This window comes from Sphaerisporangium sp. NPDC049457, assembly GCF_055586705.1.
Genome location: NZ_JBVJHR010000006.1, coordinates 183,848 through 199,636, shown reverse-complemented (window position 1 = coordinate 199,636; position 15,789 = coordinate 183,848). Strand labels below are relative to the sequence as shown.

Here is a 15,789-nt window from a genome sequence, read left to right as displayed (position 1 = left end):
CGTTCGGTGGGGTGGGGGAGGGGCCGGAAAAGCGTTCGGCTTACTCTGAAAGGCCCGGCGCGGACGTGAGGGGTGAAGCGCGATGGATGGGGGCTCGGCTTAGTCTGAAAGGTCCGGTGGGACGTAAGGAGTGAACGTGGTGAAAGGTGTGCTGATCGACTGGGGTGGGGTGCTCACCACCAGCCTGCACGAGGCGATCGCCGAATGGCTCGACGCGGACGGCATCGACGCGGAGCACTACCGCGAACTCATGCGCGAGCTCGTCAGGCATGCCTACGAGCAGGGCGCCGCCACCGGCGAGAACCCGATCCACGCGCTGGAGCGCGGCGAGGTCGACGTCGCGACGTTCGAGCGCGATCTGGCGGCTCGGCTGATCACTCTGCATGGCTCGCCGCCGGTCGCCGAAGGGCTGATCAACCGCATGTTCGCCGGCTTCCGTCCGGTGCGGCCGATGTACGAGATGCTGCGCGTCGCCCGCGAGGCCGGTCTGGCCACCTGTCTGCTCTCCAACTCGTGGGGGAACCACTACACCCGGGACGGCTGGGAGCACTACTTCGACCAGGTCGTCATCTCCGGCGAGGTCGGCATGCGCAAGCCCGAGCCGCGCATCTTCCACCACGCCCTCGGCCTGGTCGGGTTGCGGGCGCACGAGTGCGTCTTCATCGACGACATCGAGGCCAACATCGAGGCCGCTCGCGCTCTGGGCATCGTCGGCCTGCACCACCGCGACGCCGACACCACCATCACCGCCCTGGAAACCCTCTGCGACCTCCCCCTCCGGCCCTCGACTCCTCCCAGAGCCACCTTCGTCTAGCGCATGCCCGGAGTGGGTCGACCTTGACGTGTGGGTCGACGTTCACGGTCGCCGCCATGACACAGATGAGCATGGCGCGTGAGGTCCGGCCGGTCGCCCGCGTCGAGAAGGGTCCGGGTACCGTCATCGTCGAACCGCGGCGGGAGGCGGGCGGATGCGCATCGGAGAGGCCGCGCGGGCGGCGGGAGCCACCACCAGGGTGCTGCGCTACTGCGAACAGCAGGGCCTGCTGACCGCCCGCCGCACCGGCGCCGGTTACCGGGGAGTACGACGAGCGGGACGTGCGACGGGTCCGCGACATCCGCGAGCGTGGCTGGTTCCGGGGCGGTTCACGGTGGGAACGCCGGTCGCGGGATGGTGTACGGTCCGTGTGCGGTGGCTGGCACACTCGTTCAGGTGGTCGGCGCCGCTTCGACGCCGATGTCCGGCAATATCGTGATTGAGGAACAAGCGCATGCGCGTCTACCTGCCGTGCACCCTTCCCTCGCTGGCCCGGGTGGTGAGCGCGGGCGAGGTCGGCCCGGCTCCCCTGATCGGCTACGCGGTGACGCCCGCGCTGGTCGAGTGGTACGTGTCGGGTGACACCGAAGAGCTGGAGTACGTCGCCCTGACGGACGCGGCGAAGGCGTCCCTGCGGATGCTCGCGGCCGACCGCGCGGACGGCGTCGACGTCGCCGCCCGGCGGGTGGTCATCGCCGCGGAGGTGCCCGATGACGTCGTCATCGCAGGCACCGACATCGAGGAGCGTTCCCGGGTCCGCATCCCGGCCGAGGTGCGGATGAACCAGATAGCGGCCGTCCATGTGGACGACCCGCAGGCCATGCCCGACGTCGAGGCCGCCGTCGCCGCGGTGTTCGCGGCCGACGCGGGCGACGACGACGCGCGGTTCGTGGTGGACGGAGCCGAGGACCACGAACTGCTGTGGTACGCCACCCAGGAGATCCCCGACCTCCTCATGTGAGCGGCGCCTACTTCAGGTGAGCGGCGCCGGCCTCACGTGGGCGGCGCCGGTCGCTGGTGAGCAGAGCCGGCGCGTCGTTCCGAGCGGGCGGCGACGGCGATAATCCGGTGAACCGGGCGGAGGCGCGGCGTTAGGCTTGACGTCACCATGAAGCACATCATCTGGGACTGGAACGGAACACTTTTCCACGACATCGACGCCGTCGTCGGGGCGACCAACGCGGTGTTCGAGCCTTACGGAATGGCCGCGCTGGACGCCGAGGGGTTCCGCGCCGCATACACCCGGCCGATCTGGGTGGCCTACGAGCGCATACTCGGCCGGCCGCTGCACGACGGCGAGTGGGAACGGCTCGACCAGGCCTTCCACGACAACTACCACGAGCTGATGCACGCGTGCGAGCTGGCCGCCGACGCGCTCGACTGCCTGCACACGTGGGCCGAGTCCGGGCGCACGCAGTCGCTGCTGTCCATGTGGGCTCACGACCGGCTGGTGCGCAAGGCCGCCGAGCTGGGCATCGACCGGTACTTCGCCCGCATCGACGGTCTGAGCGACGGCGCCCCCGGCGGCGGCAAGGCCGAGCACATGGTGGCCCACATCAAGTCGCTCGACGTGAAGCCGTCGCAGATCCTGGTGATCGGCGACAGCCTCGACGACGCGCACGCGGCCGAGCACGTCGGCGCCTCGGCGGTGCTGTACGCGGGCGGCATGACCAGCCGCGCCGACCTCGCCGCCTCCGGCTTCGCGGTCGTCAGCACCCTTTCCGAGGCCTTCACCTACACCCCGTGACCGAAGCCGTGTGACCGGAGATCCGTGACGGGCGATCCGTGACGGGCGATCCGTGACCGAAGCCGGGTGACCCGTGGCCGGTGCCGGTGAGGTGATCCGCGGCCGATGGCACATGGCCGGTGGCCGGTGATTCGTGATCGGGCATCTCGGGTCGATGATCCGGACATATGGCAGGTGAGGTGACGAGTTGGGCATCGTTCGGCGCTGGAGGCGTGCGGGCGTCGTACCCTGAGCGCACTGGTTCGCGCGCGTTCGGAGGCCCCCCATTAACCGTCTCGTGCTCTGGAACATCGACCTGACGCTGGTCGACGTGACGATCGTCACCCGTGAGGCCTACGCCGAGGCATTCCGGCAGGTCACCGGGCGTCCACTTGTGAAGCTGGCCCCGGCGATGGGGCGTCCCGACTCTGAGATCATCTTCGAGACGCTCGCCATCAACGGCATCGTGACCGGCGACGAGCACCTCCCCCGGTTCATCGACGCCCTGGCGCGGTCCTTCGCCGCCCGGCGCAGGCGTCTGAACAAGGACGGGCAGGTCATGCCCGGGGCCAAGGACGCGCTCAAGGCGGTGGCCCGGCTCGACGGCGTGGTCCAGTCGGTACTCACCGGCACGATCAAGAGCAATGCCGCGCTCAAGCTGAACGCCTTCGGCCTGGACAAGTACGTCGACGTCGAGGTCGGCGGCTACGGCGAGGAGGTCTACCCCAAGGCCACCCTGCTGCAGGTGGCCCAGGGCAGGGTCAAGCAGATGTACGGCTTCCGATGCGACGGGAGCAACACCGTGCTGATCGGCGACTCCGCCAGAGACGTCCAGGCGGCGCGCATCGCCGGCGCCTCGATGATCGCCGTCGCCTCCGGCCGCTCCACCGTCGCCGAACTGCACGAGGCCGGGGCGGACATCGTCCTGCCGGACCTGACCAACGCCTCCGAGGTGGTCGCCGCCGTGGCGAAACTCACCAGCCCGATGGACCGCAAGGCGGGCTGAGGTTCTAGCGGGTGGCGAAGGCCAGGCCGTGGCCGGCGAGTGCCTGGCGCAGCAGTGCGACGGCCTTCGGGCCCATGCCGTGCAGACCTCGGAGGTCGGCCTCGGTGACCTGGGTGAGCTGGTCGAGGCGGGTGTACCCGGCCGCCGCGAGCGCCCGCTGCGCCGGTTTGCCCAGGCCCGCGGGCATCTCCAGGCCGCCGCTGTCGTTCCGTTCTGATGCCATCGGTGCCTCCTGGAGAGAGCGTGGACGCAAGGGACGTCAGGGACGCGATCCGCACCGAACTGTACTTCGGGGTGTCACGACCACGACCCGTCGAGTGGCGCGGCCGGACGGCCGGCGATCACAGCCGGACGGCCCGCGAGCGCGGCAGGGCAGGCGCGACAGGCGGCAACCCGCAGGACGCGGGGACCACGCGTGCGGCCTACCTTGGTCCTATGAGTCACCACCGGCGGCCGGGACGAACCGCCTTCCGCCGGACGCCGACGCCGACGCGGCCGTCCTGCGCGACCCGCGTCCCTCTCACCCCTTGAGGACATCGATGCCTTATTCGACGGCGCACGTCGTGACCGCCCGGCCCGGGCGGTACATCAAGCAACTGGTCTCGCACATGGCGCACAAGACGACGACGGAGATCTCCGGTGACGGCCGCGGAGTGATCACGTTGAAACGCGGGCGGTGCGTACTGGTCCCGACGGGCCCCGCGATCAAGATGATCGCCACGGCCGCCGACGCCGGGTCGCTGAAGCACGTGGAGGAGGTGGTGACCCGCCACCTGCTGCGCTTCGCCACCCAGGAGGAGCTTGTCGTCGACTGGACGGCGCCCGTGACCGCCGCCGAGATGCGCATCGTGGACCCGCTGGTCGACGACTACCTGACCACCCAGTGCACCCCGGCCGACGAGGTGCTCCAGGAGCTCGCCGTGAAGACGCGCGAGACGACCGGCGACGCCTGGACGATGCAGATCTCGCACGACGAGGGCGCGTTCCTCACCATGCTGGCCCGGATGGCCGGCGCGCGGCAGGCCGTCGAGGTCGGCGTGTTCACCGGGTACTCCTCCATCTGCATCGCCCGGGGGCTGGCCGACGGCGGCCGCCTGCTCGCCTGCGACGTCAGCGACGAGTGGACCTCCGTCGCGCGCTCGTACTGGGAGCGCGCGGGCGTCGCCGACCGCATCGACCTCAAGATCGCCCCGGCGATCGAGACGCTGCGCGCGCTGCCCGACGAGCGGTCCATCGACTTCGCGTTCATCGACGCCGACAAGGTGAACTACCCGGCGTACTACGAGGAGATCGTGCGCCGGCTGCGTCCGGGGGGACTGGTCGTCCTGGACAACGTGTTCCTCGGCGGGCGCGTCGTCGATCCGGCGTACGAGGAGGAGCACCACCTGGCGATGCGCGCTCTGAACGACGCCATCGTCGCCGACGAGCGGGTCGAGTCGGTGATGCTGCCCGTGCGGGACGGCGTGACGATCGCCCGCAGGCGCGGGTGACGGGCGGCCGTTCCCGGGACCGGTCGCGACCCACATGACCACACGGCGTCTCCTCTGAAAAGGTGCGGTTCCCGCCGGACTCGCGGGAGGCGCTGTGTGGGTGGGCGGGATGGTGCCGTGGCACAGGTGGGGGCAGGATGGGGGCCATGGTTGAGGAAGGTGCGCTGCTCTGGGAGCCGTCCCCCGAGGTGATCCGGAACGCCAAGATCACCCGGTTCGCCGAATGGCTGGGGCGTTCCGAGCACGATTACGACGCTCTGTGGCGATGGTCGGTCGAGACTCCCGAGGAGTTCTGGCCGGCGGTCTGGGACTATTTCGCGGTCGTCGGCAGTCGTGGTGACGGGCCCGTCGTAAGTGGAACGATGCCCGGCGCGAAATGGTTCGCGGGAGCGGTGCTGAACTACGCGCGGAACGCCCTGCGCGGCGACCCCGGCCGCGTGGCCGTCATCGCACGCGACGAGACCGGCGGCAGGCGCACGCTGACCTACGGTGAGCTGGCCGAGGAGGTCGCCCGCGTCAGGGCGGGGCTGGTGCGGCACGGCGTCACCCGCGGCGACCGTGTGGCGGCCTACCTGCCGAACACCCCTGAGGCGCTGGTCGCCTTCCTCGCCACCGCCAGCCTCGGCGCCATCTGGTCATCCTGTTCGCCCGACTTCGGCGCTTCCAGCGTCGTCGACCGCTTCACCCAGATCACCCCGAAGGTGCTGATCGCGATCGACGGCTACCGGTACAACGGCCGCGAGTTCGACCGCTCGGACGTCGTCGCCGACATCGCCGCCCGGCTGCCGAGCCTGGCCGCGACCGTGGTGGTCGGCACGGAGTCGTGGGAGGAGCTGCGGTCGCTGCCGGGCCCGCTGGACTTCGAGCCGGTGCCGTTCGACCATCCTCTGTGGGTGGTGTACTCCTCGGGCACCACCGGGCTGCCCAAGCCGATCGTCCACGGCCACGGCGGCATCGTGCTGGAGCACCTGAAGGCGCTGAGCTTCCATCAGGACCTCGGCGAGCAGGACGTGTTCTTCTGGTACACGACCACCGGCTGGATGATGTGGAACTTCCTCATCGGCGGCCTGCTGCTCGGCGCGACGGTCGTCCTGTACGACGGCAGCGCCACGCACCCGGAGGCCGACGCGCTCTGGCGGCTGGCCGCCGAGGAGGGCGTGACCTACTTCGGCACGGGAGCGCCGTACATCGTCGCCTCCATGCGGGCGGGGGTGCGTCCCTCGGGCCTCGACCGGCTGCGCGGGGTCGGCTCGACCGGCTCGCCGCTGCCCCCCGAGGGGTTCGCCTGGCTGTACGAGGTGCTGCCCGACGTGCAACTCGGGTCGTTCTCCGGCGGCACCGACGTGTGCACCGGCTTCGTCGGCGCGGTGCCGGTGCTGCCGATCAGGGCCGGGGTGATCTCCTGCCGCTGCCTGGGCGCGCTGGTGGAGTCCTTCGACCCCGAGGGCGAGCCGCTGGTCGGGGAGGTCGGCGAGCTGGTCGTCACCCGGCCCATGCCGTCCATGCCGGTGATGTTCTGGAACGACCCGGACGGCGCCCGGTACGAGGAGAGCTACTTCGCCGAGTACCCGGGGGTCTGGCGGCACGGAGACTGGATCAAGATCCTGCCCGACGGCGGCTGTGTCATCTACGGGCGTTCCGACTCGACGCTGAACCGCGGCGGGGTCCGCATGGGCACCAGCGAGTTCTACCGCGTCGTCGAACGGTTCCCTGCCATCGAGGACAGCCTGGTCATCGACACCGGCCGGCTCGGGCAGGAGGGCCGGCTGCTGCTGTACGTGACGATGGCCGAGGGGGAGGCGCTGACGGACGCGCTGGTGACGGACCTGAAGAACGCGCTGCGGACCGAGCTGTCGCCGCGCCACGTGCCCAACGAGATCATCGAGGTGCCGGGCATCCCGCGCACGCTGAGCGGCAAGAAGCTGGAGGTGCCGGTCCGCAAGATCCTGCTCGGCACGCCCGTGGAGCAGGCCGCCAACACCGGCGCCATGGCCAACCCGGAGGTCTTGAAGCACTTCGTGCCCTGAGCGGCCGGGCCGGCCGGTGAACCGGTGGCCGGTGAGCGGGCGGGCAGGCTCGGGCCGGCCGGTGAGCTGATGGCCGGTGAGCGGGTCGAGGTCGGGGCCGCCGGAGGGTCGGCGGCCTGGACGGGGAAGCGGGGAAGCGGGGCCGCCAGGCGGATGGCGGCCTCGGCCTAGATCGAGGTGGTGCGGGCGGTCACTGGGTCGCGGTGGCGTCCTGGTCGTCGACCTGCGTGCCGCATTCGTGGTCCTTGGGCAGTTCCGGGCTCATCACGATGTCACCCAGGTTGGTGCCCTCGGCGGCCCGCCGCACCGTGACCTGCTTGTCGCAGTCGTAGAAGGCGTAGACGCCGTCGGACTCCCCGAGGAGCAGCATGTGGCGGCCCTCGTAGAGCGGCTTGTCGTCGCCGTCCTTCAGCACGGCCCACTGGTTCTGGAAGCCCACGAAGTCCAGCAGGGTGTTGCCCGCCATGCCGGGCAGCGGCTTGTCCTGGCCGTACTGGTACACATCCGCGGCGGCGAGGACCATCTGCCAGATGAGCAGCCAGCCCAGGCCGACGCCGGTCAGCGCGCCGACGACCAGTCGCATTCCGGAGCGGCCGACCGGCTTGCGGCGCATCAGCCGGAACGGCACGAGGAAGGTCAGCACGCCGAGTCCCACCGCGATGGGCACCATGCTCGCGGCCGTGACCTCGCCGAGGACGCTGAACACGCCCCAGTAGGTGGCGCCGCTCCACAGCGCGGCGATCGTCGCGGCCACCCAGGGGTGCACCCTGAAGAACCGCACCAGCCGGGACAGCCCGCCGAAGGTCACCTTGTCGAGCACCCAGTACAACCCGACCAGCAGCCCGAGGGCGGGCAGGGCGATGAGCAGCATCAGGATCAGGGTGCCGGAGAGCCGGCCGAACAGGACGGACTGGTCGATGCCCGCCTGTTGCGGCGTGATGCCGAAAAGGTTGTAGATCGCCTCGACGCCGAGGTAGAGCACCGCGTAGAGCCCGACGCCGATCGGCAGGACCACCGAGGCGATCCGTTCGAGCAGGGCCAGGGCGCTGGGCTTCTCGCCGTCCACCTCGGCGGCTGGGGCGACGGCGGTGGTATTCGTCCCGTTAGAAGCATGTTCTACGGGAATCTGCTGGTTGATCACGGCGTACGAGCGTAGCGGGGCTACTGAGCGGTAATGGACCTTTATGGATTTCGGTCAGGGATGTAACACGACGTTCAAGTGGCGAACACCTGGCTGTCGTCCGCGAACGCCTTGAACTCCATGGCGTTGCCCGCCGGGTCGAACAGGAACATGGTCCACTGCTCTCCCGGCTCCCCGGCGAAGCGCAGATAGGGCTCGATGACGAACCGGGCGCCCGCGGCCCGCAGGCGCTCGGCCAGCAGGTGGAACTCCGGGATCGGCAGGATCAGCCCGAAGTGCGGCACGGGCACGTCGTGCCCGTCCACCGGGTTGTGCGCGGGCGCGGGGGCACGCTCGGCCAGATGGGTGACGAACTGGTGCCCGCGCAGGTTCCAGTCGATCCAGATGTCGGAGCTGCGGCCCTGCTCGCACCCGAGCACCCCGCCGTAGAAGGCCCTGGCGGCCTCCAGGTCGTCGACGGGGACCGCCAGGTGGAAACGGGGGATGGACGATGGGGCGGGCGGAACCATGCAGATCTCCTCGTGGTCCGTACGGGTCACAAGGTCAGTATGGTCATGTTCGGGACGAATCTATCGCTCAGGGGGCAGATCGCCCGGGGGGCGAACGGCCTGAAGGGCAGACGGTCTGGGGCAGACGGTCTGGGGCAGACGGTCTGGGGGCAGAGGGCCTGCGGGTCAGACGGCCTGCGGGAAGCGGAACAGGCGGCCGGGGTCGTAGGCGGCCTTGACCTTGGCCAGGCGCGAGGCGTTGGCGCCGTAGTACGCCTGACGCCAGCCGCTCAGCGCCGGGTCGATGTAGTTCACGTACGCGTGGTCGCCGAAGTGCGGCGCCATCGCGCCGTGCGCGCCGCGCAGCCAGCCCGCCGCGCCCGCCATGTGCGCGTAGTACTGCACGCTGAACAGCGCCGCGCGGTGCGGGAAGGCGGTGTCGCCGGGCCGGACGCGGCCGACGGCCCCGCCGAGGGCGTCCAGCAGCACGGCGTGCCGTCCTGGGCGGGCCACCCGGTCGACCAGGGCGGCGATGCCGGACGCGGACAGCGGCCGGTAGGCCATGTGCGACTTGGCGCCGAACGCGTCGCGCGGGAAGCGGCCGTCGGCCGTCTGTCCCGGCAGGTTCCCCGGCCGGTGGCACTGCGAGACGGTGCGCGAGGAGCAGCCCGCCTCGATCATCATGGCGTGCTGGTAGGAGGTCCGGGTGATGTACCGGCTGGACGGCTCCGCCCCGATCTTGGCGATCAGCGGTTCGAGCAGCCGCTCGCAGTCGGCCCGCGGGCCGAGGTAGACCCCGCCGATCTGCAGGTCCAGCGCGGGGTCCTGCGACAGGTGCAGGTTGCTCCACAGCGCGTCCGGCGCGAACGGCGCCCACGCCTGCCAGGCCGCGACCGCCTTGCGCGCCCGCGACCAGGGCCAGTGCAGGAAGAACAGGGTGAGGTCCTGCGTGCGGTGGGTGCGGAAGGTGAACGAGACCGCGACGCCGAAGTTGCCGCCACCGCCGCCGCGCGAGGCCCAGTACAGCTCGGGGTCGTGGCGCGCGTCGCAGGTGCGCACCCGCCCGTCGGCCGTGACGATCTGCAGTGACTCCAGCACGTCACAGGTGAGGCCGTACTTGCGCGCGACGACGCCGATGCCGCCGCCGAGCGTCAGCCCGGCGACGCCCACGGTGGGGCACGAGCCCGCCGGGATGCTGACGCCGCGCGCGGCCAGCCGGTCGTAGACGTCGACGAGCTGCGCGCCCGCGCCCACGACGGCGCGGCCGGAGGAGGCCCGCACGGTGTTCATGCGCGACACGTCGATCACCAGGCCGGTGCCGGTGGACCATCCCGCGTAGCTGTGCCCGCCCGACCGCGAGGTCACCGGCACGCCGAACCGCCGCGCGAAGGCCAGGCACTCGGCCACATCGGAGGGGTTCGCGCAGTACGCCACGCCGCTCGGCCGGACGCCGTCGAAAGACGGGTTGTACAGGCGGCGGGCCGCATCATAGGAGGCGTCGCCGGGCCGGATCAGTCGGCCCGCGAGACCTCTGCCGAGGGAGGACCAGTCGGAGGGGGAGGGGCCGCCGCGCGCGCCCGTCGCGGCGGTCGTGGCCCGCGCGGTGGCGCCGGAGGGGGCGCAGGCGGTGGCCGCGGCCGCCGCCGCGGCCGTCACGGCGGAGGCCCGGAGGAAGGTCCGCCGGTCGAGCGCGGGGTGCATGATCACTCATCTCTCGGGGACGGTCATTGGTAGCGAAAGGTAACGCTTGTCCAATGAGACGTCCTGGAGAGGGTCATGGTTTATCACGGATAGGTCACGGCGCACGTGGCGGCCGTGGAAGACTCGCACTGACCGGGGAATTGCGCACGATACCGGACAAGTTGACGTTTGAGGTGTGATGGGCTGATATCGGGTACGGCGTGGGGAACCTGGTCAATGGCGACCAAGGGCCCCGGTCCGCCCGCGGAAGTGTCACGCGCCCGGGAGCGTGGCACGCCCTGTCATGACCCCGACCCGGCTGAGACCAACCTGTACATCGCGTACAAGGCGAACGCTCACAAAGGAGTGAGAAGCGACATGTCGCTCGACGAGGCAAAGGACCGGCTGCTCCGGTCCGCTGCTGAACTGTGTGCCGACACCCCGGATGCCGACCACCTCGACGGTGAGAGCATCCTTGCCTTCCTCCGGCTCTACTACCGGCATGTCGCGCCCGAGGACGTGATCGACCGCGACCCCGCCCAGGTGGGCGCCGCCGCCCTGGCCCACCGCCGGTTCGCCTCGCACCGCCCGCAGGGACGGGCGCTCGTCCGCGCATACACGCCCGCGCAGCAGGAACAGGGGCGGCAGGAACAGGTACGGCTGGGCGCGCAGAGCGCCGGAGCGGTCGTCGAGGTGGTCACCGACGACATGCCCTACCTGGTCGACTCGGTCACCATGGAGCTGGAGCGCCACGGCATCGGCATCCAGCTCATCGTGCACCCGCAGGTCAAGGTGCGCCGCGACATGACCGGCCGCATGCTCGGCGCCGACCAGGCCGACCTGACCGGGCAGTTCCTCGTCGAGTCGTGGATGCACATCGAGCTCGACCGCCGTCCCGCCCCCGAGGCGCTCGCCGAGATCGAGGCCGACCTGCAGCGGGTCCTGCTGGACGTCCGCGCCGCCGTCGAGGACTCGCCCAAGATGCGGGCCCTGGCGCTGAGCATCGCCGCCGACCTCGCGTCCGCGCCGCCCTCGCTCCCGCAAGGCGGCGTCGAGGACAGCGTCGAGCTGCTGCGATGGCTGGCCGACGGCCACTTCACCTTCCTCGGCTACCGCGAGTACCGCCTGGAGCAGGCGCCGGACGGCGACGGGCTGCGCGCCTTCCCCGGCACGGGCCTCGGCATCCTGCGCGCCGACAAGGCCGGCTCGGCGAGCTTCGCCGCCATGTCCCCCGAACTGCGCGCGAAGGCCCGCGAGAAACAGCTTCTCGTGGTGACCAAGGCCAACAGCCGCGCCACCGTGCACCGCCCGGCCTACCTGGACTACATCGGCGTCAAGGTCTTCTCCCCCGAGGGCGAGGTCGTGGGCGAGCGCCGCTTCCTCGGCCTGTTCTCGCACGTCGCCTACAGCGAGTCCATCTCGCACATCCCGGTGCTGCGCCGCCGCCTGTCCGCGGTGCTCGACCGGGCGGGCCTGACCGCCGACAGCCACGACGGCAAGGATCTCATCGAGATCCTGGAGACCTACCCGCGCGCCGAGCTGTTCCAGGTGTCCGCCGACGAGCTCGCCCCGATGGCGCTGGAGGTGCTGCGGCTGCGCGAGCGCAAGCGCGTCAAGCTCTTCCTGCGCGCCGACGACTACAACCGCTACATCTCCTGCCTGATCTACCTGCCCCGCGACCGGTACAACACCGACGTGCGCGTCCGCATGCAGGAGATCCTGCTGGAGGCCCTGGACGGCGCGACCCTCGACTACAGCACGATGCTCGGCGAGTCGCCGCTGGCCCGGCTGCACATCGTCGTGCGCGGAGAGCGCGGCAAGGCCCTCGGCAGGCGCGAGGTCGACGTGCCGGCGCTGGAGGCCCGCATCGCGGCCACCACCCGCACCTGGGAGGACGACCTCCTCGACACGATCGCGCAGCTCCCCGAGGAGCAGGTCGCCAAGCTGCCCTCCGGCCGGCCGGGCACCACGCTGTCGGGCAGGTACGCCGAGGCCTTCCCCGAGGCCTACAAGGCCGACTTCGACCCGCGCACGGCCGTCGCCGACCTGTGCACCCTGGAGCGCCTGGCGGGCGCCCCCGGCGAGGTCGCCATGAACCTTTACCGGCCCGGCGACCGCGCCCAGTGCGAGTGGCGGTTCAAGCTCTTCCGCATCGGCGCCCCCGTCTCGCTGTCGGACGTGCTGCCGCTGCTGTCGCGGATGGGCGTCGAGGTGGTGGACGAGCGGCCGTACCAGATCGGCAGGCCGGGGGACCAGCCCGTCTGGATCTACGACTTCGGCCTGCGCTCCCCGTCCACGGTGACGATCGCCGACGAGGAGTTCAAGCGGCTGTTCGAGGACGCCGCCGGGGCGCTGTGGCGCGGCGAGATCGAGAGCGACGGCTTCAACGGGCTGGTCACCGCCGCGGGGCTGACCTGGGAGCAGGCGCTGTTCCTGCGCGTGTACGCCAAGTACCTGCGCCAGGCCGGCACCGCCTTCAGCCAGCTCTACATCGAGAAGGTGCTGCTCGGCAACATCCGGCTGGCCAAGCTGCTGGTGCGGCTGTTCGAGGCCCGGCTGGACCCGCGCCGCGCCGACGACGTGCGCGAGGACATCGCCGACGCGCTGCACGAGGAGATCCTTGCCGCCCTCGACGAGGTCGCCTCGCTGGACGAGGACCGCATCCTGCGGGCCTACCTGGAGATGATCTGCGCGACGCTGCGCACCAACGCCTTCCAGCGCGCCGAGGGCAGGCGCAAGCCGTACATCTCGCTGAAGCTCGACTCCTCGGCGATCAGCGTGCTGCCGCTGCCCCGCCCGAAGTACGAGATCTTCGTGTACTCGCCCCGTATGGAGGGCGTCCACCTGCGCTTCGGCAAGGTCGCGCGGGGCGGCCTGCGCTGGTCCGACCGCATGGAGGACTTCCGCACCGAGGTGCTCGGCCTGGTCAAGGCCCAGATGGTGAAGAACACCGTCATCGTGCCCACCGGCTCCAAGGGCGGCTTCGTCGTCAAGCGGCCGCCGGTCGGCGGCGGCCGGGACGAGGTGCTGGCCGAGGGCGTGGCCTGCTACCGGCAGTTCATCTCCGGGCTGCTGGACATCACCGACAACCTCGTCGACAACAAGGTGGTCCCGCCGCACGGCGTCGTCCGGCACGACGGCGACGACACCTACCTGGTCGTCGCGGCCGACAAGGGCACCGCCACCTTCTCCGACATCGCCAACAGCGTCGCCAAGGAGTACGGCTTCTGGCTCGGCGACGCGTTCGCCTCCGGCGGTTCGGTCGGATACGACCACAAGGCCATGGGCATCACCGCGCGCGGCGCCTGGGAGTCGGTGGCCTACCACTTCCGCTCGATGGGCGTCGACGTCCAGAGCACCGACTTCACCGTGGTGGGCGTCGGCGACATGTCCGGCGACGTGTTCGGCAACGGCATGCTGCTGTCCCCGCACATCAGGCTGGTCGCGGCGTTCGACCACCGGCACATCTTCGTCGACCCCTCGCCCGACGCCGGCCGCGGCTTCGCGGAACGGTCCCGCCTGTTCGGGCTGCCGCGCAGTTCGTGGGCCGACTACGACGCCGGCGCCATCTCGGCCGGCGGCGGCGTCTGGCCGCGCACGGCCAAGTCGGTGCCGGTGTCGCCGCAGATGCGCGCCGCGCTCGGCATCCGCGAGGGCGTGGCGGCGATGACGCCGAGCGACCTGATCAGCGCCATCCTCAAGGCGCCGGTGGACCTGCTGTGGAACGGCGGCATCGGCACCTACGTCAAGTCCTCGCAGGAGAGCCACGCCGACGTCGGCGACAAGGCCAACGACGCGCTGCGCGTCAACGCCGCCGACCTGCGTTGCAAGGTGATCGGCGAGGGCGGCAACCTCGGGCTCACCCAGCTCGCCCGCATCGAGTTCGCCCTCAACGGCGGCTACGTCAACACCGACTTCATCGACAACTCGGCCGGCGTGGACACCTCCGACCACGAGGTCAACATCAAGATCCTGCTGGACCGGCTGGTGCGGGACGGCGAGCTGAGCGAGGGCGACCGCGACCAGCTCTTCCTGGACATGACCGACGAGGTCGCCGGCCTGGTGCTGCGCGACAACAAGGCGCAGAACACCGTCCTTTCCGCCGCCCGCTCCCAGGCGCAGGAGATGCTGCACATCCACGCCCGCTACCTGCGCAAGCTCGAACGCGACGGCTGGATCAACCGGGAGCTGGAGGCCCTGCCCTCGGACAAGACGCTGGCCGAGCGGCGCCAGTCCCACCTCGGGCTGACCGCGCCGGAGTTCTCGGTGCTGCTGGCCTACACCAAGCTGGTGGCCGACCACGAGCTGCTCGCCTCCGACCTGCCCGACGACCCCTACCTGACCTCCTGGCTGGTGTCGTACTTCCCCTCGGCGCTGCGCGAGCGGTTCCGCGCCGCCATGGACGCCCACCCGCTGCGCCGCGAGATCATCACCACCGGCGTGGTGAACGACCTGGTCAACGCCAGCGGCACGACGTTCATGTTCCGCTTCGGCGAGGAGACCGGCGCCTCCACCCCCGACATCGCCAGGGCCTACCTGGTGTCACGGGAGGTCTTCGAGCTGCCCGGCTTCTGGCGGGCCGTGGAGGCCCTGGACAACAAGGTCGACACCTCGACGCAGCTCGCCATGCTGCTGGAGGGCCGTAAGCTCGCCGAACGCGGCGCGCGGTGGCTGCTCGGCAACCGCAGGCCGCCGCTCGACCTGGCCGGCGCGGTGCGGTTCTTCGTCGAGGGCGCCGACGGGCTGCTGCCGCACCTGCCCAAGCTGCTCACCGGGCCCGACCTCGCCGCCTTCGAGGAGCGCCGCGACGGCTTCCTGGCGCGCGGCGTGCCGGCCGACCTGGCCGAGCGCGCGGCGGTGATGGTGCCGGCGTACTCGACCTTCGACCTGGTGGAGATCTCCTCGCGCACCGGCCGCCCGGTGAACGACGTCGCGGAGGTCTACTTCGACCTGGCGGAACGGCTGCAGCTCGCCCGGCTGCGCGAGCGGGTCATCGCCCTGCCCCGCGACAACCGGTGGAACTCCATGGCCAGGGCCGCGCTGCGGGACGACCTGTACGCCGCGCACGCCACCCTGACCAGGGACGTGCTCATGCACAGCGAGCCGGGGCTGTCCCCGGAGGAGCGACTGGGCCGCTGGTCGGAGGTCAACTCGGCCGCCGTCGCGCGGGCGCGCCAGACGCTGTCGGAGATCTGGGAGAGCGACCACTTCGACCTGGCCACCCTCTCGGTCGCCCTCAGGGCCATCCGCACCCTGGTGGCCACCAGCAACCTGCCGCACGACGGACGCTGACCCCGTCCCGGGGGGGGGGGGGGGGGGGGGGGGGGGGGGGGGGGGGGGGGGGGGGGGGGGGGGGGGGGGGGGAGGGAGGGGGGGGTGGGGGGGGGGGGTGGGGGGGGGGGGGGGGGGGGGGTTCC

The 15,789-nt window shown here is 71.0% G+C and carries 13 protein-coding genes; 9 read left to right on the top strand and 4 right to left on the bottom strand.

Annotation, left to right across the window (positions count from 1 at the left end):
• The first annotated feature begins 136 nt into the window (after positions 1-136).
• The 5 genes from ACZ6QO_RS11825 to ACZ6QO_RS11805 all read left to right on the top strand — a co-directional run bounded on the left by ACZ6QO_RS11825 (position 137) and on the right by ACZ6QO_RS11805 (position 3,546).
• Positions 137-814: an HAD family hydrolase gene (locus ACZ6QO_RS11825; protein WP_465849968.1), complete on the top strand. Its 678-nt coding sequence runs from the start codon at positions 137-139 to the stop codon at positions 812-814.
• Between the two features lie 154 nt (positions 815-968).
• Positions 969-1,253, top strand: coding sequence for a MerR family DNA-binding transcriptional regulator (locus ACZ6QO_RS11820; protein WP_465849966.1), 285 nt, complete (start codon positions 969-971; stop codon positions 1,251-1,253).
• Positions 1,254-1,268: 15 nt separating this feature from the next.
• On the top strand, positions 1,269-1,775 hold the full coding sequence (locus ACZ6QO_RS11815) for a DUF6912 family protein (RefSeq protein WP_465849965.1): 507 nt from the start codon (positions 1,269-1,271) through the stop codon (positions 1,773-1,775).
• A 147-nt stretch (positions 1,776-1,922) separates the two neighbouring features.
• A complete protein-coding gene (locus tag ACZ6QO_RS11810) occupies positions 1,923-2,561 on the top strand; it encodes an HAD family hydrolase (protein WP_465849963.1) in 639 nt (212 codons plus the stop codon).
• Between the two features lie 277 nt (positions 2,562-2,838).
• Positions 2,839-3,546 carry an HAD family hydrolase gene (locus ACZ6QO_RS11805; RefSeq protein ID WP_465849961.1) on the top strand — a complete coding sequence of 236 codons (708 nt, stop codon included), beginning with the start codon at positions 2,839-2,841 and terminating at the stop codon, positions 3,544-3,546.
• A 4-nt stretch (positions 3,547-3,550) separates the two neighbouring features.
• Here ACZ6QO_RS11805 and ACZ6QO_RS11800 read toward each other — a convergent pair whose 3' ends face one another.
• Positions 3,551-3,769 (bottom strand): helix-hairpin-helix domain-containing protein, encoded by a 219-nt coding sequence (locus ACZ6QO_RS11800; protein ID WP_465849959.1) that lies wholly within the window; start codon positions 3,767-3,769, stop codon positions 3,551-3,553.
• A gap of 316 nt (positions 3,770-4,085) precedes the next feature.
• Here ACZ6QO_RS11800 and ACZ6QO_RS11795 point away from each other — a divergent pair, with 316 nt between their 5' ends.
• The 3 genes from ACZ6QO_RS11795 (at position 4,086) to ACZ6QO_RS11785 (ending at position 7,234) form a co-directional block, all read left to right on the top strand.
• Entirely contained in the window at positions 4,086-5,036 is a 951-nt protein-coding gene (locus ACZ6QO_RS11795) for a DUF2218 domain-containing protein (RefSeq protein ID WP_465849957.1), read from the top strand.
• A gap of 146 nt (positions 5,037-5,182) precedes the next feature.
• Complete coding sequence (locus tag ACZ6QO_RS11790) at positions 5,183-7,063, top strand: acetoacetate--CoA ligase (RefSeq protein ID WP_465849955.1); 1,881 nt, start codon at positions 5,183-5,185, stop codon at positions 7,061-7,063.
• 24 nt (positions 7,064-7,087) lie between these two features.
• Positions 7,088-7,234: a hypothetical protein gene (locus tag ACZ6QO_RS11785; protein ID WP_465849954.1), complete on the top strand. Its 147-nt coding sequence runs from the start codon at positions 7,088-7,090 to the stop codon at positions 7,232-7,234.
• Between the two features lie 19 nt (positions 7,235-7,253).
• Here the strand turns inward: ACZ6QO_RS11785 and ACZ6QO_RS11780 are convergent, their stop codons facing one another.
• From ACZ6QO_RS11780 to ACZ6QO_RS11770, 3 genes are all read right to left on the bottom strand, one after another.
• The gene (locus tag ACZ6QO_RS11780; protein WP_465849952.1) at positions 7,254-8,204 is read right to left on the bottom strand and encodes a hypothetical protein; all 951 of its coding nucleotides are present in this window, start codon (positions 8,202-8,204) and stop codon (positions 7,254-7,256) included.
• A 74-nt stretch (positions 8,205-8,278) separates the two neighbouring features.
• Entirely contained in the window at positions 8,279-8,713 is a 435-nt protein-coding gene (locus tag ACZ6QO_RS11775) for a VOC family protein (RefSeq protein WP_465850161.1), read from the bottom strand.
• A gap of 165 nt (positions 8,714-8,878) precedes the next feature.
• A complete protein-coding gene (locus ACZ6QO_RS11770; RefSeq protein ID WP_465849950.1) occupies positions 8,879-10,393 on the bottom strand; it encodes an FAD-binding oxidoreductase in 1,515 nt (504 codons plus the stop codon).
• 357 nt (positions 10,394-10,750) lie between these two features.
• Here ACZ6QO_RS11770 and ACZ6QO_RS11765 point away from each other — a divergent pair, with 357 nt between their 5' ends.
• Positions 10,751-15,664 (top strand): NAD-glutamate dehydrogenase, encoded by a 4,914-nt coding sequence (locus ACZ6QO_RS11765; protein WP_465849948.1) that lies wholly within the window; start codon positions 10,751-10,753, stop codon positions 15,662-15,664.
• Positions 15,665-15,789: the final 125 nt, after the last annotated feature.

Bases quoted from the DNA above. Each gene is read 5' to 3' on its own strand.
- ACZ6QO_RS11820 (WP_465849966.1), top strand. From the start codon at position 969: ATGCGCATCGGAGAGGCCGCGCGGGCGGCGGGAGCCACCACCAGGGTG.
- ACZ6QO_RS11815 (WP_465849965.1), top strand. From the start codon at position 1,269: ATGCGCGTCTACCTGCCGTGCACCCTTCCCTCGCTGGCCCGGGTGGTG.
- ACZ6QO_RS11810 (WP_465849963.1), top strand. From the start codon at position 1,923: ATGAAGCACATCATCTGGGACTGGAACGGAACACTTTTCCACGACATC.
- ACZ6QO_RS11800 (WP_465849959.1), bottom strand. From the start codon at position 3,769: ATGGCATCAGAACGGAACGACAGCGGCGGCCTGGAGATGCCCGCGGGC.
- ACZ6QO_RS11795 (WP_465849957.1), top strand. From the start codon at position 4,086: ATGCCTTATTCGACGGCGCACGTCGTGACCGCCCGGCCCGGGCGGTAC.
- ACZ6QO_RS11790 (WP_465849955.1), top strand. From the start codon at position 5,183: ATGGTTGAGGAAGGTGCGCTGCTCTGGGAGCCGTCCCCCGAGGTGATC.
- ACZ6QO_RS11775 (WP_465850161.1), bottom strand. From the start codon at position 8,713: ATGGTTCCGCCCGCCCCATCGTCCATCCCCCGTTTCCACCTGGCGGTC.
- ACZ6QO_RS11770 (WP_465849950.1), bottom strand. From the start codon at position 10,393: ATGCACCCCGCGCTCGACCGGCGGACCTTCCTCCGGGCCTCCGCCGTG.
- ACZ6QO_RS11765 (WP_465849948.1), top strand. From the start codon at position 10,751: ATGTCGCTCGACGAGGCAAAGGACCGGCTGCTCCGGTCCGCTGCTGAA.